At 67.7% G+C, this 17,919-nt stretch carries 14 protein-coding genes; 7 read left to right on the forward strand and 7 right to left on the reverse strand.

Translation table 11 applies throughout. The features are described from left to right. Positions 1–204: 204 nt before the first annotated feature. Together ACSQ12_RS19150 and ACSQ12_RS19155 are read right to left on the reverse strand one after the other, a co-directional pair. Positions 205–891, reverse strand: a complete 687-nt coding sequence (locus ACSQ12_RS19150; RefSeq protein WP_436066507.1) for a VOC family protein — start codon at positions 889–891, stop codon at positions 205–207. Positions 892–914: 23 nt separating this feature from the next. After that, entirely contained in the window at positions 915–1,409 is a 495-nt protein-coding gene (locus ACSQ12_RS19155; RefSeq protein ID WP_436066508.1) for a MarR family winged helix-turn-helix transcriptional regulator, read from the reverse strand. A gap of 58 nt (positions 1,410–1,467) precedes the next feature. On the opposite strand from ACSQ12_RS19155, the gene ACSQ12_RS19160 reads away from it, so the two are divergent. Then, positions 1,468–2,391 carry an EamA family transporter gene (locus ACSQ12_RS19160; protein WP_436066509.1) on the forward strand — a complete coding sequence of 308 codons (924 nt, stop codon included), beginning with the start codon at positions 1,468–1,470 and terminating at the stop codon, positions 2,389–2,391. Positions 2,392–2,483: 92 nt separating this feature from the next. Here ACSQ12_RS19160 and ACSQ12_RS19165 read toward each other — a convergent pair whose 3' ends face one another. Next, entirely contained in the window at positions 2,484–3,443 is a 960-nt protein-coding gene (locus ACSQ12_RS19165) for a GlxA family transcriptional regulator (protein ID WP_436066510.1), read from the reverse strand. A gap of 103 nt (positions 3,444–3,546) precedes the next feature. Here ACSQ12_RS19165 and ACSQ12_RS19170 point away from each other — a divergent pair, with 103 nt between their 5' ends. Genes ACSQ12_RS19170 through atzF form a run of 4 tightly spaced genes read left to right on the forward strand, consistent with a single transcriptional unit; the run spans position 3,547 to position 10,245 of the window. Further along, positions 3,547–4,035, forward strand: coding sequence for a DUF1989 domain-containing protein (locus ACSQ12_RS19170; RefSeq protein WP_436066511.1), 489 nt, complete (start codon positions 3,547–3,549; stop codon positions 4,033–4,035). Beyond that, positions 4,032–4,706 carry an urea amidolyase associated protein UAAP2 gene (locus ACSQ12_RS19175; RefSeq protein ID WP_209742250.1) on the forward strand — a complete coding sequence of 225 codons (675 nt, stop codon included), beginning with the start codon at positions 4,032–4,034 and terminating at the stop codon, positions 4,704–4,706. The genes ACSQ12_RS19170 and ACSQ12_RS19175 overlap by 4 nt, the downstream gene beginning before the upstream one ends. Further along, entirely contained in the window at positions 4,703–8,362 is a 3,660-nt protein-coding gene (uca, locus tag ACSQ12_RS19180; RefSeq protein ID WP_436066512.1) for an urea carboxylase, read from the forward strand. The genes ACSQ12_RS19175 and uca overlap by 4 nt, the downstream gene beginning before the upstream one ends. Continuing rightward, a complete protein-coding gene (gene atzF / locus ACSQ12_RS19185; RefSeq protein ID WP_436066513.1) occupies positions 8,359–10,245 on the forward strand; it encodes an allophanate hydrolase in 1,887 nt (628 codons plus the stop codon). The genes uca and atzF overlap by 4 nt, the downstream gene beginning before the upstream one ends. A gap of 1 nt (position 10,246) precedes the next feature. On the opposite strand, the gene ACSQ12_RS19190 is transcribed toward atzF, so the two are convergent. Then, the gene (locus ACSQ12_RS19190; protein ID WP_436066514.1) at positions 10,247–11,167 is read right to left on the reverse strand and encodes a 2-hydroxyacid dehydrogenase; all 921 of its coding nucleotides are present in this window, start codon (positions 11,165–11,167) and stop codon (positions 10,247–10,249) included. Between the two features lie 132 nt (positions 11,168–11,299). Here ACSQ12_RS19190 and ACSQ12_RS19195 point away from each other — a divergent pair, with 132 nt between their 5' ends. Together ACSQ12_RS19195 and ACSQ12_RS19200 are read left to right on the forward strand one after the other, a co-directional pair. Beyond that, positions 11,300–11,689: a VOC family protein gene (locus tag ACSQ12_RS19195; RefSeq protein ID WP_436066515.1), complete on the forward strand. Its 390-nt coding sequence runs from the start codon at positions 11,300–11,302 to the stop codon at positions 11,687–11,689. A 225-nt stretch (positions 11,690–11,914) separates the two neighbouring features. Then, positions 11,915–14,590 carry a Tat pathway signal sequence domain protein gene (locus ACSQ12_RS19200; protein WP_436066516.1) on the forward strand — a complete coding sequence of 892 codons (2,676 nt, stop codon included), beginning with the start codon at positions 11,915–11,917 and terminating at the stop codon, positions 14,588–14,590. 6 nt (positions 14,591–14,596) lie between these two features. On the opposite strand, the gene ACSQ12_RS19205 is transcribed toward ACSQ12_RS19200, so the two are convergent. The 3 genes from ACSQ12_RS19205 to ACSQ12_RS19215 all read right to left on the reverse strand — a co-directional run bounded on the left by ACSQ12_RS19205 (position 14,597) and on the right by ACSQ12_RS19215 (position 17,870). Next, positions 14,597–15,721: a Gfo/Idh/MocA family protein gene (locus tag ACSQ12_RS19205; RefSeq protein WP_436066517.1), complete on the reverse strand. Its 1,125-nt coding sequence runs from the start codon at positions 15,719–15,721 to the stop codon at positions 14,597–14,599. 98 nt (positions 15,722–15,819) lie between these two features. Then, positions 15,820–17,034 (reverse strand): MFS transporter, encoded by a 1,215-nt coding sequence (locus ACSQ12_RS19210; protein WP_436066518.1) that lies wholly within the window; start codon positions 17,032–17,034, stop codon positions 15,820–15,822. After that, complete coding sequence (locus tag ACSQ12_RS19215; RefSeq protein WP_436066519.1) at positions 17,031–17,870, reverse strand: MurR/RpiR family transcriptional regulator; 840 nt, start codon at positions 17,868–17,870, stop codon at positions 17,031–17,033. Before ACSQ12_RS19215 ends, ACSQ12_RS19210 begins: the two co-directional genes overlap by 4 nt. Between the last annotated feature and the right edge of the window lie 49 nt (positions 17,871–17,919).

A 17,919-nucleotide genomic window follows, 5' to 3' on the forward strand; every position in this document is an offset into this window, starting at 1 on the left:
TTCCGGTACTGCAGGTAGACATCCTGACGGGAGGTCTCGACGCAGTTCGATGCCCGGCTGTCCGGTGAGGCGCTGGAGCACGGTTTCACTCATGGGCTCATGCACGATTTTGATGCTGCAGCCGGCTTGTGCCAGATCTACAAGCCGTTGAACTGCGTATCGCTTGGGGCGCTATTCCTTCGGCCTGACAGAGGCTGGGTTCAGCTACGAGCCTGGGTCGCTCCGCGACATCAGTTTCCAGCCGGCGGCAGACTCCATGGTTCCGGGACTGGACGTACCGTCCATTTCGATGCCGATGTGTCCGAAGGCGGACGCAGCGTCGCTTGTGGGGAACCATCGACGGCCCGCGGCAACAAGGATGAGGAGCCCGCTATGGTCTCCCACTGCGTGAAAAGATTCTGCATCCCCGGCGAATGACCGGATACCAAAAGTTTCCTCAATGTCCTGCATCGCCTGGCCGACGTCCGGTACAGCCAGCCCAACTTCGCTGACGCTGAGCAGGCTCGCGGCACTGAATCCGCTCGAGGAGGGATTGTCCAGCTTGTGGCGCGCAATCAGCTCCAGAACGATCCCGTCAGGGCCCCTGAAATAGATCGATTCTGAACTCCATGGCTCTCCCAGCGGGAACTCATCCCGGCCGTCGAGGCTAAGGATTTCAGTCCTTGCGGACAGCCACCGTTTGGCATCGGCGAACTGGTTGCTGGGGATGGTAATTGCCAGGTGATTTGCCCCGGCCTTGACCGGCCCCCTGACGAACTCAAGCTGGGTGGTACCGACACCGACTCTCACATAGTCGCTGGATTCGTGGACGGGGAGCCCAAGGACGTCCCCGTAGTACTCAGCGGCCGCACGAAGGTTAGTGGACGGCAACTCGATATGAGTAAGGCGCATAGCTTTGGCTCCCGTGTGGTGTTTTATGACTGCCCTGCTTCAAACCCATGGGTGTTCAGCTCCACCCGCTGGAGGAGCCCGATAAACTGGGCCCGCTCCCCCGCATCCAGCCCCTGCAGCAACGCCTCCTGCGTCCTCAGGTGATCGGGCAGGGCACCCTCGATCACCTTCTTTCCCTCCGCAGTCAATTGCACACGGGTAGACCGCAAGTCGATATGGTCCTTCTTCCTTGACACCAGCCCCCGCTCCACGAGCTTGTTCAGCCGCTGGGCGGTTGCGCTGGAAGTAACCATGGCCGCTTGTGTCAGCTCAAGGGGCGAAAGTTCATGGGGTTCACCGGACCGCAGCAACGTTGCCAGCACATCGAAGGAGCCGCCGTCCAAGCCATGCCGGGCGAACGTCATTTGGAGAGTGGATTCCACAGCTTTCGCTGTCCTGGCCAGCCTCCCCAAAACGGCCATGGGAGAAGCATCCAGGTCAGGCCGCTCGCGCCGCCATTGGTCAAGAATCAGATCCACGCCATCTCTCATGAAATTGAGGGTAGCAAGTAGCTAAGCACTTAGCTACAATAGCTAAGTGCTTAGCAAAAGATCAGCCGTTCTTGCCCTTACCGCCCTCGCCCCGATGGCATGGGGTACCACCTACATCGTCACCAGCGAATTTCTACCAGACGGAAGACCGCTCCTCGGTGCTATCCTGCGAGCCCTGCCTGCAGGTCTGGTCCTGCTACTGCTGACCCGGCGCCTGCCGCAAGGAGCCTGGTGGTGGAAGTCGGCCGTGCTGGGCACCCTCAATATCGGTGCGTTCTTTGCTCTGCTGTTCGTCGCCGCCTATCTGCTCCCGGGGGGCCTGGCTGCCGCTGTCGGAGCAGTCCAGCCGCTGATCGTCGCTTTCCTGGCCAGCCGCTTCCTCAGCGAACGGCTGACTCTTGCGGTAGTGGCGGCCGGAGCGGCGGGCATCCTCGGCGTCGCCCTGCTCGTCGTTCAGTCGCAGGCGCAGCCGGACCCGGTTGGCGTGCTCGCCGCCCTGGGTGGAGCCGCTTCGATGGCGCTGGGTATTGTGCTGAGCAAGAAGTGGGGCCAGCCCGATGCGCCACTGGCCGTAACTTCCTGGCAGCTGGTGGCCGGCGGTATCGTACTGATCCCGCTCCTGCTGTTGGTTGAGGGTTTGCCGGATGAGGGATTCAGCCTGGAAAATGTGGCAGGCTTTGCCTACCTGTCGCTGGTGGGCACGGCTTTTGCCTACACCGTCTGGTACCGCGGAATACAGATGCTGCCGGCCGGGTCCTTGTCATTCCTGGGCCTGCTGAGCCCCGTGGTTGCCGTCTTGGTGGGCTGGGCAGCCCTGGGGCAATCCCTTGCAGTTGGGCAGATACTGGGTGGCGTCATCGTCCTCGCCTCGCTGGGTATTGTCCTGTTTGGACATCGGCCCGCGAATACAGAAACGGGCGTCAGGCCACTTCTGAAATCCGGAACCCGGCAGCTGCTGCGCAGGCACTAGACTCCAACCGCGGCTGTGGCCCTGACAACGTTGACAGCCCTGTCCGCGACAACCAGGGAGTCACTTCCGGAGTCAAGGATCGGAGCAGCGCTCTAGAGAACTCTTTCAGGCCGCGTATCAAACCGCCGCCGGTATTCCGTGGGCGTCGTGGAAAAGGCGGCGGCGAAGTTTTGGCGCAGGGTGACCGCGTTGCCGAATCCGCAGTCGGCGGAGATCTGGTCTATCGACAAGTCCGTGGTCTCGAGGAGCCGCCGGGCTGCGTCAAGGCGGCGGGCGCGGATCCAGGCGGCCGGCGTCGTTCCTGTTGCTGCCCGAAAGGCGCGGACAAAAGTCCGGCGGCTCAGGTGCGCCTGCGCCGCCAGCAGGTCGACGGTGAGCGGCTCACCCAGGCGTGCCAGAGCCCATTCCAGCAGTCGCGAGACCGGATCATCCGTGGAGCGTTCCGGCACCGGGCGATCGATGTACTGCGCCTGACCGCCTTCACGGTGCGGCGCGATGACCAGGCTTCGCGCCACCTTGTTCGCTGCTTCTGCCCCGAGCCGTGTGCGCACCACGTACAGGCAGGCATCCAACGCAGAAGCGGTTCCGGCCGAGGTCAGGACGTCTCCGTGGTCTATATAGAGCACCGACTGGTCCAGCGGGACATCGGGGTGCCGCACCGCCAGGGAATCAAATGCCTGCCAGTGCGTGACAGCCCGGCGCCCCGCGAGCAGCCCCGCGTCTGCCACCGGGATCGCACCAAGGCACAGTCCCAGAACCGGCACGCTCCGGGCGTGCGCGCCGAGGAGCACCTGCCGCAGCGAATCGCTCAGGATGCGCCCGTCGTCGAACCACGACGGCACCACCACGATGTCCGCCTCTTCCGCGGCCTCGGGCCCCCTCACCTCGCCCAGCCGGTAGCCCTCAGCGGTTGTGATCCCGCCTGCCTGGTCAGAAAAGAGAACCGTCTCCCACGCGGCAAGGCCCTGGCGGGCCACCTCGTCAAAAACCATCTGCGGAACGGCAAGGTGAAACATGGTTGCCCCGTCGAAGGCGTACACCGCGATCCTCATCCCGCACCTCTTCCTTCTATTGGCCCGAATCCATCGTATATCTGCCTTTGTGCCACTGTTGGAACGCGCCGGCAGCGGGAAGACTGGAAAAGTTGCCAGAAGGATGGCCACCGTCGTGGCCGATTCCTCCGGCAGGCACGATGCCCTCACCGGAACCACCAGCCTCGCAGGCAACCAGGCCAAATACGGTGCAGGCTCCGCGCACAGCGCCTCACCTGCAGGCCGCGAACTGCTGACCCTCGGCGCCCTCAAGCACGGCATCAGCCAGCGGGAAGTGCCGCCGTCGATCTCCTTCTTCAAGGGCACCGCCGTGGACGCGGACGGCACCATCCGGTTCACCGGCAGCGCCGGTGCCGGCACCGCCGTCGAACTCCTCCTGCACATGGACACTGTCCTGGTGCTGGCCAACACCGCCCACCCGCTGGACCCGCGTCCGGACTTCACCGGAAGCACCGTGGACATCGTTGCGTGGCAGGCGACCGAAGCCCTCGCCGCCCTTGCCGCCGGCAACCTGGGATTCACCCCCGGCCCCGAGCACCTGCTTGCCCTCCAGAACACTGAACTCGACTTCACCGCAAGGACTTCCGCATGAACACGCCCACACTCACTTTCCAGCCGGACGCCGCAACCGCCGCCCTGGTCCCGGGACACGTCGTGCTCGACGAATACGTTGAAGCGCGCGGCCCGTGGTCCGCCGTGGTGGAAGCAGGGGACGTCCTCACCATCGTGGACCTTGACGGCAACCAGGCCGTGGACTGCCTCCTCTACGCTGCGGGCGACACCGCCACGCGCTACTCCGCCGCCGCAACCATCGCCGCGCAGCGATCCATTGTCCTGACCACCGGGTCCGTGCTGCGGGCGGACAGCGGCGAAGCGCTGATGACCGTCGCGGCCGATGAAGTAGGCGTCCACGACACCATCGGCGGCGCCTGCTCACAGGAATCGAACACCCTGCGCTATGGCCAACACACGCACGAACAGCATGCCTGCGTGGAGAACTTCCTCATCGAAGGCTCCAAATGGGGCCTCGGAAAGCGGGACCTCGTCTCCAACATCAACTGGTTCATGAACGTACCCGTGGACCCGGACGGTGCCCTCGGCATCGTGGACGGGCTCTCCGCCCCCGGCAAACGCGTGGCACTGCGCGCCGAGGCGGACACCCTGGTCCTGGTTTCGAACTGCCCCCAGATCAACAACCCCTGCAACGGCTTCAACCCCACGCCCGTGCGCATGATCGTCACCCGTCCGGAGGCCTCCCGATGAACCGCTTCGACACCCTGCTCGTCGCCAACCGCGGCGAAATCGCCTGCCGGATCATCGAGTCCGCCAAAAAGATCGGGCTGCGCACCGTGGCCGTGTTCTCCGAGGCGGACCGCGGCGCCAAGCACGTGCGCCTCGCCGATGAAGCCGTCCTGCTCGGGCCGGCACCCGCCAAGGAGTCCTACCTCCGGGTCGACGCCATCCTGGCTGCGGCTGCGACCACCGGCGCCGGCGCCATCCACCCCGGCTACGGCTTCCTGTCCGAGGACGCCGGGTTCGCCGAGGCCGTGGAAGCCGCCGGGCTCGTCTTTGTCGGCCCTACCCCGGACCAGCTGCGGATCTTCGGCACCAAGCACACCGCCCGGGACGCCGCCCAGCGCGCCGGAGTGCCCATGATCGCCGGCTCGGGGCTGCTCGAGGACCTTGATGCAGCCATCACAGCCTCCGCCACGATCGGCTTCCCGCTGATGCTCAAGGCCACCGGCGGAGGCGGCGGCATCGGCATGGCCGTCTGCCGCACCGAAGCCGAACTGGCCGAGAACTACGCCCGGGTGGCCCGGCTCGCCAGCTCAAGCTTCGGCACCGCAGGCGTCTTCGCCGAGCGCTACATCGAACACGCCCGCCACGTCGAGGTGCAGATTTTCGGCGACGGCGAAGGCCGCGTGGTCAGCCTCGGGGACCGTGACTGCTCCCTGCAGCGCCGGCACCAGAAAGTCCTCGAAGAGGCGCCCGCGCCGGACCTTCCGGCCGGACTACGCGACGAGCTGCACCGCAGCTCGCGCGCACTCTGCGCCTCCGTGGGCTACCGCTCCGCCGGGACCGTGGAGTTCGTCTACGACCCCGTCCGGCAGGAAGCATCCTTCCTCGAAGTGAACGCCCGCCTGCAGGTGGAGCACCCTGTCACGGAAGCCGTCACCGGCGTCGACCTGGTGGAATGGATGCTCACCCTGGCCCAGCAGCAGCCAGTGCTGGACGGTCTCCCGGACAGCCTCCCGGTGACCGGGCACGCCGTGGAAGCACGGATCTACGCGGAAGACCCGGCCCGCAACTTCCAGCCCAGCGCCGGAACCGTCACCAACGCCCAATACCCTGGCTCCGACGTCGTCCGCGTTGACGCGTGGGTGGAAACCGGCAGCGAGGTGTCCACCAACTACGACCCGCTCCTTGGCAAGCTCATCACCTTCGGCTCGAGCCGGGACGAAGCCCTCGACTCCCTGGCGGACGCCTTGACGCAAACCCGCATGGACGGCATCGAAACCAACCTCGGCATGCTGCGCGCCGTCACCGGCCTGGACGTGGTCCGCACCGCCACGCACTCCACCAGCACCCTGGACAGCGTGGGCGACCCCGAACCCCGCATCACCGTGGAGCGCCCCGGCCTGCAAACGAGCGTGCAGGACTGGCCCGGACGGACCGGCCTCTGGCAGGTGGGCGTGCCGCCGAGCGGCCCCATGGACGACCTGTCCTTCCGGCTGGGCAACAAGGCGCTGGGCAATCCGGAAGGGGCACCCGGACTTGAATTCACCATGGCCGGCCCGGCGCTGCGCGTCACCCACGCCACCACCGTCTGCGTCACCGGCGCGGAGGTGGCCGTCACCGTCAACGGACAAACTGTTCCGGCCTGGGAACCAGTTACGGTCCCCGCGGGCGGCGTGCTCGACGTCGGATCGGCTGAGGGTGCCGGGCTGCGCGGCTACATCCTCTTCGAGGGCGGCCTCGACATCCCGACCTACCTCGGCAGCGCTTCCACCTTCACCCTCGGCCAGTTCGGCGGCCACGGCGGCCGCGTGCTCCGCGCCGGCGACGTGCTCCGCACCGTGGCCGGGGCGGCACCCGACACCGTGCCCGCGCCGGTCCCGGCGGACAGCCGCCCGGCCCTGACCACGCAATGGGAGCTCATGGTGGTGGAAGGACCGCACGGAGCTCCGGAATTCTTCCAGCGCGAGGACATCAACGACCTGTTCGCAGCGTCCTACGAGGTGCACTTCAACTCGGCCAGGACCGGCGTCCGCCTCATCGGCCCGAAGCCGCGCTGGGCACGGAACGACGGCGGCGAGGCGGGCCTGCACCCCTCCAACATCCACGACACGGCCTACTCGGTGGGCGCCCTGGACTTCACCGGGGACACACCCATCCTGCTCGGCCCGGACGGGCCCAGCCTCGGCGGCTTCGTCTGCCCGGTCACCGTCGTGACCGGCGAGCGCTGGAAGCTCGGCCAGCTCCGCCCCGGCGACACGGTCCGTTTCGTTCCGGTGAAGACCGTCCAGGCACCGTCCGCCAAAGAGCTTGGCCCGGCCCGGCAGCAGCTGATCCTCCCCGCTTCCAGCAACGGCCGCTCACAGGGCGACGGCGACGACGGTGTTCTCGGCCGCGCGCCGGAAGGCGACGGCCGCCCGGCGGTCACGTACCGCCGCTCCGGCGACGACAACCTCCTCGTGGAATACGGCGACATGGTGCTTGACCTCGGCCTCCGCGCCCGGGTCCACGCCCTGCACCAGGAGCTCGAGAAGCTGCGGATTCCCGGCATCGTGGACCTGACACCCGGCATCCGCTCGCTCCAGGTCAAAGCGGACCCGTCGGTCCTCCCCACCTCGCGCCTGCTGGGCATCGTACGGGAGATCGAAACTGCGCTCCCTGCCAGCTCGGAGCTTGTCGTTCCGAGCCGCACCGTCAGGCTTCCGCTCTCCTGGGACGATCCTGCCACTCGTGAGGCAATCGAGCGGTACATGGCGGGCGTGCGGGACGACGCTCCCTGGTGCCCGTGGAACATCGAGTTCATCCGCCGGATCAACGGGCTGGACTCCGTGAACGACGTCTTCGACACCGTTTTCAACGCGGACTACCTCGTGCTCGGGCTGGGCGACGTCTACCTCGGCGCTCCCGTGGCAACGCCGCTGGACCCGCGGCACCGCCTGGTCACGACGAAATACAACCCTGCCAGGACCTGGACCCCGGAAAACGCCGTGGGCATCGGCGGCGCATACATGTGCATCTACGGCATGGAGGGTCCGGGCGGCTACCAGTTCGTCGGCCGCACCACGCAGGTCTGGTCCCGGCACGCCGCCGCCGCCCCGTTCGAGCCGGGCTCGCCGTGGCTCCTGAGGTTCTTCGACCGGATCTCCTGGTACCCCGTCAGCCCGGAGGAACTCCTGGACCTGCGGGCCGACATGGCCGTCGGCCGGGGCCGGGGCGTGGAGATCGAGGACGGAACCTTCTCCCTGGCCGACCACGAGGACTTCCTCGATGAGAACAGCGATTCGATCGCCGCTTTCCGGGCACGGCAGGAGAAAGCCTTCGCCATCGAACGCCAGGTCTGGGAAGACGCCGGCGAGTTCGACCGCGCGGAAAAGGCCGTCGCCATCGCGCCGCCGTCAGAGGAAGTGGTGGTTCCCGACGGCGGAACCCTGGTGAGCTCGCCCTTCGCGGCGAGCGTCTGGAAGGTGGACGTGGCACCCGGGGACAAGGTGGTGGCGGGCCAGCCGCTGGTTTCCATCGAAGCCATGAAAATGGAAACCGTCCTCACCGCGCCCAGCGACGGGATCGTGCACCGGGTGCTGCCCAGCGCAGGGTCCCAGGTGGTGGCAGGCGAACCCCTGGTGGTCCTCGAAGCGGCGGAACTGAACGAAAAAGAGCTCGTCCTCGAAGGGAGCGCAGCATGAGCGGCATCAGCGGATCAGCCACCGCCCGGGTGACGGCGGCACTCGCCGCGATCGACGCCGTCGACCGTCCCGAAATCTGGATCCGGGTCCGGGGCCGTGAGGACCTGCTGGCGGAGGCCGCCCGCATCGACGCCGACGCGGCGTCCGGCAGGGAACTTCCCCTGGCCGGACTCCTGCTGGCGGTCAAAAATAATGTGGACGTCGCCGGGGTCACCACGACGGCGGCGTGCCCCGGTTTCGGCTACGAGCCCGCCGAAGATGCCGTGGCAGTGGCCCGGCTGCGCGCCGCCGGCGCCCTGGTGCTGGGCTCAACAAACCTGGACCAGTTCGCCACCGGGCTCGTGGGAACCCGCAGCCCGTACGGCGCGGTCCGTGATGCGCGGCGGCCGGACCGGATCTCGGGCGGCTCCAGTTCGGGGTCCGCCGTGGCTGTGGCCCTGGGGCTGGCGGACATAGCGATCGGGACGGACACCGCCGGCTCCGGCCGGGTTCCGGCGGGGCTGCAGGGAATCGTGGGCATCAAGCCCACCCTCAACGTGGTGTCCACGGCTGGAATGGTGCCCGCCTGCCGGTCCTGGGACACCGCCACCATCCTGGCCCGCGACCTGGCTACCGCTGAACTGGCCATGGGGATCATGGCCGGGGAATCGCGGACCTGGCCTGCGGACGTGCGCCTCGCCGCGCCGTCCCGTCCGCGGGTGGCCTATCCGGCGTCACTTCCGGCGCTGCCGGAGGAATGGGCTGCGGAGTTCGGCGCCCAGATCGAGCGGTTGCGCTCCACCGGTGTGGACGCCGAGCCGATCGAACTGGACGTCTTCCTGCAGGCGGCCAGGCTGCTGTACGACGGCGCCCTCGTGGCAGAGCGCCACGCCGCCGTCGGGTCCTTCATCGACGCCGCAATCGCGGGTGACCAGTCCGGACGCAGCGCCGCGGCTGGGCTGGACCCGACGGTCACCGGCATCATCACCGCGGCAGGCCGCGTACCCGCGCATCAGTACGTCAGCGACACTGCGGCGCTGGAGGAGCTGAGGCGCGAAGCACTGTCCCGGCTCGAGGGGTTCGATGCGCTGATCGTGCCCACCACTCCGTTCCATCCAACGCTGGCCGAGGTCGCCGCGGACCCCGTGGGCGTGAACTCGCGCATGGGTACGTACACCAACTTCTGCAACCTCTTCGATATGTGTGCGGTCGCGGTGCCTGCCGGCACCGTCGCGGACGCCGGAGGCGATGGGCTAGCACAGTTCGGACTCACCGTCGTGGGAAGGACGTTCGACGACGGCGTGGTGGCCGATATCGCCCGAAGAATCGAAAGGACACCGGACCTCCCGGCACTGTTTGCCTCCGGGGCAGCACCCAGCCGTGCCGCACTTAACCCTGCCGCCGCAGAACGGCTGCCGTGGCCCGTGGCCGCCGGCGCGCAGGCTGTGCCGCTCGTGGTGGTGGGTGCCCACCGCAAAGGCCAGCCGCTGGTGGCCGAGCTGGAACGGCGGGGCGGGTTCTGGGACGGCCCGGTAACCCTGGCGGCCCGTTACCGGATGGTGGCGCTGGACACTCAGCCGCCGAAGCCCGGCGTCGTCCGTTCCGACGACGGAGCGGAACTGGCAGCAGAGCGGTGGCTACTGTCCGAGGCCGCGCTGGGATCGTTCCTCGCGGAGCTTCCCGAACCCATGCTCCTGGGATCGGTCCAGCTCACTGACGGTTCCACCGCTGTGGGATTTGCCTGCGATGCGGTAGCGGCGTCCCTTGGCAGGGACATCACGCATTTCGGGGACTGGTTGGTGGCCCAAGCCGCGGCGGAAGATTCCACCGACAGAGCCGGCCAGGGCATCTGGAGGCAGACCGGCGAGGCTTTACTGACGGGTCTGCAGCGGGGCCGGCGGTAGCTCAGCCGCCGAGCACCACGTTGACGGGAGGCTCCCCTGCCAGCATGAGGTCGATCTGCCGCTGCAGCAGGCGGCCCATCCTGGGGCGCATGGCGGAGCTTGCCCCGCCTACATGCGGGGTGATGATGACGCCGGGCGTGCCCCACAGCGGGTGGTCCTGCGGCAGCGGCTCGGGATCCGTGACGTCCAGCGCGGCGCGGATCCGTCCCGACGCGGTGTGGCAGACCAGGGCCTCGGTGTCCGCCACCGGTCCCCTCGCCACGTTGACCAGCAGCGCGCCGTCGGGCATTGCCGCCAGGAAGGCGTCGTCGATAAGGTGCGTGGTGGCGTCGCTGAGCGGGACACCCACCACCACAATGTCGTGCTCCGGCAGCAGTTCCGGCAGTTCGGTGATCCCGTGGATCACGCCGTTCCCGTCCGTCCGCGGTCGGCTGGCCACCCGGGTGACGCTGGTTTCGAACGGGATGAGCCGCTGCTCGATTGCCTTGCCCACCCCGCCGTAGCCCACGATGAGAACGCGCCGGTCGGCCAGGCTGGCGGTGGGCCGGGTTTCCCAGACGCCGTCCTGCTGGTTGCGCAGGAGACGCGGAAACTCGCGCTGGCTGGCCAGGATCATGGCGAGGACCAGTTCCGCGGTGGAGGTCTCGTGCACACCGGCCGCGTTGGCAAACACCCGGCCGGCCGGGAGGGAGTCCGCCACGCCGTCGTACCCGATCGACTGGCTCTGCACCAGGGCAGTTTCCACGGCTTCAAGATTCCGGAGGATCCGCGTCCCGCCCATGTACGGCGGCACCACGATGTCGATCTGCGCCTGCGGCGGTTCGCCTGAGAAGTCCCACTCCAGCACCGTGACATCCGGGTGGGGCGTCAGGTATTCGCGAAGTACGGCATCGGGCAGGCTGACAGTGATCTTCCGGGTCATGGTTCTCCAACAGCTCCGTCGGCTCGGGGCAGGTCGGCGCGGCCTGCCGGGAGGGTTCTTAGCTGCCAGCCTAGTGGAGGGACGGATCCCCGGAGCGTTGCGGGCCACTTTTCGTCGGTGTAGCTTGGCCGGATGCTGAGCATTGGCTCGATCGTGATCCGCGTTGATGACCTCCCGGCCCAGATGGCCTTTTGGCAGGCCGCCCTGGGATTTGAACCGCGGCACGATCCCGAGGACGACTTCGTGATCCTGCAGCCTCCGGGCGGCTCGGGCACCTGCATATCGTTGGACCGCGTGCCGTCGTCGGTCCACATCCCGCCGTGCATCCACCTGGACCTCTACACCGAGGACCAGAGCGGCGAAGTGCAGCGGCTCCTTGACCTGGGCGCCACCCGCGTCGAGTGGAGCAAACGGCCCGCGGACGCGGACTTCGTGATCATGGCCGACCCCGAGGGCAACCGTTTCTGCGCGATCGACACTGCCGGCCGCGGCGACGCCCAGCGGTCCGAGACGAGCACATAGCGTCACACATAAACGCTCACAAGCGCACAGGTGTGCCACAAAAATCATTGACTTGCACCGTTGCGTACTGTTAGAACTGATCGGAAAGCGGTTTCCGACTTGTCCCCAACCACCACCCACCCCGGGCCGAGGGTCGGATTCCGCAGGTATTTTGAAACGATACAAGCGCGATGTGAAGCAGCCTTCGATGCTGCCTGGCCCACGCGCTGTCGAAGGAGACGGACAATGACGACCGAAGCAGCACTCAACTGGCTCGACGGCGATGCTCCCGCGGAGCTTTCCGGCGGCACCACCTGGGGCATGCCCTTCGCCCGGGGTTCGCTGGCCGGCGTCGGCGGAATCTCCGTCTCGGACGCCGACGGGCAGCCGGTCGCCTCGCAGGCCTGGCCGCTGGCAACGTGGCCGGACGGCTCGCTGAAATGGGCAGGCATTGCACTGCCGGCCACCGACGCGCCCTCCGCCCACTACCGCGTGACGTCCGACGGCGGCGCCTCACCGGAGGCCGGGCCCTCACCAGAGGCAGCATCCGGCCAGGAGATCGCCGTGACGGAAACGGAAGAATCCGTCACCGTCGCCACCGGCACGCTGGACATGGTCATCAACCGACGCGGCTCATCCCTGTTCGCCACCCTCTCCCGCGGCGGCACCGTGGTGGCCCGCGATGGCAAACTGGTCAGCCTGCTTCAGGACAGTGTCCCGGACGACCCCGGCACCGTCAACCGGCAGGCCTTCACGGGTGAGGTGACCGCCGTCGTGCTTGAACAAAGCGGTCCGGTCCGCGCGGTGGTGCGGCTGGAAGGCACGCACCGCCCGGACGACGGGGACGGCGGAGAGGGTGACGGGCGGAGCTGGCTGCCCTTCGTGGTCCGGTTCTACTTTTACGCCGGAGCCCGCAGCGTGCGGATGGTCCACTCCTTCATCTGGGACGGCGACGCCGAGCATGACTTCCTGGCCGGACTCGGCGTCCGGTTCACGGTGCCGCTCGAGGACCAGCTGCACGACAGGCACGTGCGCATCGCGGGGGCCGACGGCGGTTTCCTCACCGAGGCGGTGCGCGGCCTGACCGGCCTGCGCCGCGACCCGGGCGAAGCCGTCCGTCGTGCCCAGATCGACGGACGGGCCACTCCGCCGCTGGAGGAGTGGAGTGAACTGGTGTCCAGGCGGCTGCACCTGATCCCGGCGTGGAACGACTACACCCTGACCCAGCTGAGCGCGGACGGCTTCGAGCTCCGCAAACGGACCGGCGAGGGCCACGGCTGGGTGGGAATCTCCGGCGGCACGCGTGCAGCGGGCTTCTGCTCACTGAGCGGTCCGCGCGGCGGCTTCGGCGTCGGCATCCGCAACTTCTGGCAGTCCCACCCGGGGCAGCTGGACATCCGCGGTGCCGCCACCGCCGAGGCCGCCGTGACGGCGTGGCTGTACTCCCCCGAGGCGCAGCCCATGGACCTGCGGTTCTACCATGACGGGCTGGGGCAGGACACCTTCGAGGAACAGCTCGAGGGCCTGGAAATCACCTACGAGGACTACGAACCGGGATTCGGCACCCCCAGCGGCATTGCCCGCACCCACGAACTGACCCTGTTCGCGTACGACTCCACCCCGGACACCGTTGCCCTCGCCGCCGATGCGGAGGCCACCTCCACCCCGCCGCTCCTGCAGGCAACCCCTGAGTACCTGCACTCGGCGGGCGTGTTCGGTGACTGGTCGCCCGTGGACCGCAGCACGCCCGAGCGGGCCGGACTGGAGGACAAGCTGGACTTCCTGTTCGACTTCTACACCGGTCAGGTGGAGCAGCGCCGCTGGTACGGGTTCTGGAACTACGGCGACGTGATGCACACCTACGACGCCGACCGGCACGTCTGGCGCTACGACGTGGGCGGGTACGCCTGGGACAACTCGGAACTCTCCCCCGACCTGTGGCTCTGGTACATGTACCTGCGGTCCGGCCGGGCGGACGTGTTCCGTTTCGCCGAGGCCATGACCCGCCACACCGGCGAAGTGGATGTGTACCACCTGGGCGAATGGCGGGGCCTGGGCTCCCGGCACAACGTCCAGCACTGGGGATGCAGCGCCAAGCAGCTGCGGATCAGCACCCCCGCCTACCGGCGGTTCTACTACTACCTGACGGCAGACGAACGCACCGGCGACCTGCTCACCGAACTGGTGGACAGCGACCAGAACTTCCTGGGCCTGGACCCCACCCGGAAGGTGCGCCCGGACATCGCCACGTACCGGCCGGACCGGAGCGCCCTGGCCGTGGGCCTGGGAACCGACTGGGGATCGCTGGCCGCCACCTGGCTGACCGACTGGGAACGCACCGGCAATCCGCGCTCACGGGACCGGTTGCTGGGGACAATGGCGGACATCGGCGCCCTGAAATACGGCTTCCTCACGGGCGAAGCCCTGTACGACCTGGATCAGGGAAGGTTCGACGCCGGCCGCGAAGTCATCAGCGTCTCGCACCTGAGCGCCGTGTTCGGGCTGGTGGAAATCTGCAGCGAACTGGTCAGCCTGGTCCCGGACGCCGGGTTTGAACGCGCCTGGTTGCAGTACTGCAGGCTGTTCCTGGCCACACCCGAAGAACAGGCCCGGGAGGTGGGCCGGCCCCTGGACGGCACCTACCTGACGCAGGCCCACAGCCGGCTCACCGCCTACGCGGCCGCCCGCCTGGGTGACGCCGAGCTGGCCCGCCGCGCGTGGGACAGCTTCGCGGAAGGCGGCGAAAACCTCAACCACCAGGAAGCGTTCATGCTGCGAAAGATCGAACCGCCCTACGTCCTCACGCCCGTGGACGAGGCCCTGACCGTGTCCACCAACGACGCTGCGCAGTTCGGCCTGGCGGTGATCCAGAACCTGGCCTTGATCGGCGGACACCTCCCGGCACTCCAGCAGGTGCGCTAAGTAAAGCTAAGCGGCGGCCCAGGGCTGGGTTTCGGTCCGGATGCTTTTTCCTGTTTCCACGGACTGCTGGATGGTGAGGGCAAAGTACTGGTCCTGGCAGGCCTCGGCGAGGCTGTAGACCTCGGGGCCGCCGTGGACGTAGTCCGCCATGCCCTGCAGCAGGGCGGCAACGGAAAGTTCGTCGTCGGCGAGCCGGGCGGGCAGGAACGGGTTCCGGTAGAGCCAGTTCCCGCCCTCCACCAGGCCGCGGAGAAACATGCCTTCGTGGTTGCCGGCGTGCCCGGCACCGACGCGCCGGATCTCGCCGCGCATGGGCGTCCGGAAGTCCTCCACGTAGCGCAGCTCGGTGTCGCGGAGCTCGCCACGGTCGCCCCGGACCAGCACGTGCGGGGAGCGGATCCAGGAGCGGTACTGATCGGTGGTGAAATCGAAGACGCCCAGCCTGCCGCCGAAGTCCAGCCGCGCGGACACGTGGGCCTCATCGATCAGATGGTCTTCCTGCGGATCCCCGGAGCGGTCAGGTCCGGCCTGCATCCTCGAGCGGAACTCGTGGGCGGTCACCTCGGCGTTTTCGAAGCCGATCCCCAGCAGGCGCCTGAGGATGCTGACCCCGTGGTACCCGTGGCAGACCGAGGCGAACGCCTCCGCAACGCTGCCCAGCCGGCCTGAGCGGGCGACGGCGATCTGCGCCGAGAGGAGCGGTTCGAGGTGGTATTGCTCGGCAACCTGGATCCGCGCGCCGTCCTCCACCAGCCGGTACAGGGACAGGAGCCCCTCGAGGTCCGGCGCCGGCGGCGTCTCCGTCAGCACGGGGAGGCCCCGCGATGCGGCATCAGCGATGACACCTGGGGCGGCGCCGGCACTGACGGATACAACCGCGAAGTCGGGCGTCGCCTCGTCAAGGAGTGCCGCCAGGGTGGGGTACACCGGGACGCCCCACTCCGTCTCCACCGCTGCCCGGCTTTCCTCGCGCCGGGCCACCACGCCACACACCCGGAAGAGGTGCGGAAGCGCCTGGGCCACACGGAGGAAGAAGCCTGCCCGGTAGCCTCCGCCAATGACGGCATAGTTCGTTGGAGGTTTGGCGCTCCCGCCGGCCGGAACGTGGTCTTCATGAGAAAGCGGTTTCATGCGTTCAGTCTGCCCGTCCTGCGGCGGTCAAACCAGCCCCGTTCCGCAAGGCGGACGACGGCGGTGCATCCGCTCCGCCGTCGTGCGCCGGATTCCGGTCAGCCGCCGTCGGCCGGGTCTACGGCTGAGGTGCCGGCACCCGAGCCGGCGTCGGACCCGGCCACCACCACGATCGCGCCGACCAGCAGCGCCGCGTTGGCCCAAAATATCCCGACTACGCCCAGCGGTGCGGCGGCGGCGCCAATAGCGATGGGCAGCGAAATCTGCGCGAACCGGTTCACCGTCAGCCGGAGGCCCAGCACCGCCCCGTGGTGTGAGGCGTGCGTCAGGGAGGTAACCCATGCCATGGTCAGGGGCTGGGGTATGCCGAGTCCCAGGCCGAGGCCCACCATCACGGCAATGGCACCGTAAACCCCGGTCAGGGGCAGCGCCAGCAGCGCAACGGCAGCTGCGGTTATCGAGACAATCAGCAGCATCTTCCGCCCGAACCTGGCAATGAGCCGGATGAGGCCAAGCCTGCTCAGCACGGAAACGGCGGCGCGGAGGGCCAACAGGAGTCCGACGGCGGTGGCACTGATGTTCTGCTCCGTGGCCCAGACCGGCACGAACGCATACATCAGGTCCACGGTGACCAGCACGGCTCCGCTGACGGCGAGGGACCGCCACATTCCGGGAGTCTTCAGCACACCGCCGATCTTTACGGGTTGGCTGTTAACAGTGCGGCGCTTCCTGCGTAGATCACCGTCGGTGCGCCGCAGGAAGAAGTAGGCAGGGGTGGCAAGCACGCTGAAGCCCAGGCACATGAGGAGCCCCAGATTGGTGTCCGGCGCAGCCCCGCCGGCGGCCCCCGCCGATGCAACGAAGGTCACCGCGGGCGGGCCGATCAGCTGGCCGATCGAAGCGGCCGCCGTCAGCGTCCCGAAGGCGCTGTCCGTTGATCCTTTGACGCTGACGTGGGCCACGAACGTCTGCTGCCCCACCATCACCAGGAGATGACCGAGGCCAATGAAGGCGCTGGCCAGGAGAAGAAACGGCAGCCCGGGAACTGCGAACAGCATTCCCGTTCCAGCAGCCGCCGAGACCAGCCCAATAAACGCCATCCCCGTTCCGCCGCGGCGGTCCGCGATCCGGCCTGCCGGCAGTGCTGCGAGGAGGGCAGGCAGGGCGAACGTCGAGGCCAGCAAACCCAGGAACACGGGATCGGCGCCGAGGGCAAGGGCGCGGTAGCCGATCATCAAGCGGATACCCACCCATGCGGCCTGCGCCAAGACGGCCTGGGCACTCAGGGCCCGACGCCAGGCCAGCGCGCTCACGCCCGAAGGGGTATTTCGTCCGTCCCGCCGAACAGCCGGGTCAGGTCATCGATACTGTCCCGCGCCGCCTGGTACCGGGCCGGATCGAGGTGGAAAATCGCCAGTTGCAGGGCGTAGGCCAGCGCCACGGGAATCAGCTGGGTGCGGTACTCCGTGTCGTCGCCCCGCCGGGCGGCAATGAGGTGGTCCGGACTGGGGCGGAACCTGTAGCCGGGAACATCGGAGATCACGATGGATTTTCCTCCCCTGCGGGCGGCTTCGGCAGTCAGGGTGGCAAGCTGTCTCGGCGCTTCGCGCAGCGCGAGGGAGATCAGCGTGCTGCGTTCGTCAAAGCTGACGAACCGTTCCGCGAGATCCTTGGGGGTCGGGGCGAGCATCACAGTGGTCAGCCCGAGGCGCCTGAGGCGCCGTGACAGGAGATCCAGGGTTGACCTCTCGTCGTTGTTTGAAAAAAGGTAGACGGTCCGCGACTCGTGCAGGATCCGCGCGGCCGCCTCCAAGTCCTCCTGGGGGACGAAATGCGGCAGGCGTTTCAGGGCCCGGATCTCATCCGAGATGAAGGCGGAGAGATCGTAACCGGATTCCCCGCGCATGATGGTCCCGCTGGTCTCCGTTGTCTCTTCATCCCTGCGCAGGTCGCTCCGAAGCTCGGGGTAGCCGCGGTAACCGAGCTTCTTTGCCAGCCGAACAACTGTTGACTCATGCGTCTTTGCCCGGTCCGCCACCTCCGCAGCAGTAATCCCGGACATCTGGTCGCCCATCAGCACGTTCATGACGCGCTCCTCGGAGGCGCTGAGCTGGACCGCACTGCTGGCCACTACCGCTTTGAAACTCAAGATGACTCTCCTTTGAGAACCCTGCTGGAAACCTGTGATGCTTGACACT

The organism is Arthrobacter sp. LjRoot14 (genome assembly GCF_964253905.1).
GTDB lineage: Bacteria > Actinomycetota > Actinomycetes > Actinomycetales > Micrococcaceae > Arthrobacter.

Coding starts and splice junctions, on each gene's coding strand:
- ACSQ12_RS19190 (WP_436066514.1), bottom strand. CDS start 11,167: ATGACCCGGAAGATCACTGTCAGCCTGCCCGATGCCGTACTTCGCGAA.
- atzF (WP_436066513.1), top strand. CDS start 8,359: ATGAGCGGCATCAGCGGATCAGCCACCGCCCGGGTGACGGCGGCACTC.
- ACSQ12_RS19205 (WP_436066517.1), bottom strand. CDS start 15,721: ATGAAACCGCTTTCTCATGAAGACCACGTTCCGGCCGGCGGGAGCGCC.
- ACSQ12_RS19170 (WP_436066511.1), top strand. CDS start 3,547: ATGGCCACCGTCGTGGCCGATTCCTCCGGCAGGCACGATGCCCTCACC.
- ACSQ12_RS19175 (WP_209742250.1), top strand. CDS start 4,032: ATGAACACGCCCACACTCACTTTCCAGCCGGACGCCGCAACCGCCGCC.
- ACSQ12_RS19195 (WP_436066515.1), top strand. CDS start 11,300: ATGCTGAGCATTGGCTCGATCGTGATCCGCGTTGATGACCTCCCGGCC.
- ACSQ12_RS19150 (WP_436066507.1), bottom strand. CDS start 891: ATGCGCCTTACTCATATCGAGTTGCCGTCCACTAACCTTCGTGCGGCC.
- uca (WP_436066512.1), top strand. CDS start 4,703: ATGAACCGCTTCGACACCCTGCTCGTCGCCAACCGCGGCGAAATCGCC.
- ACSQ12_RS19200 (WP_436066516.1), top strand. CDS start 11,915: ATGACGACCGAAGCAGCACTCAACTGGCTCGACGGCGATGCTCCCGCG.
- ACSQ12_RS19165 (WP_436066510.1), bottom strand. CDS start 3,443: ATGAGGATCGCGGTGTACGCCTTCGACGGGGCAACCATGTTTCACCTT.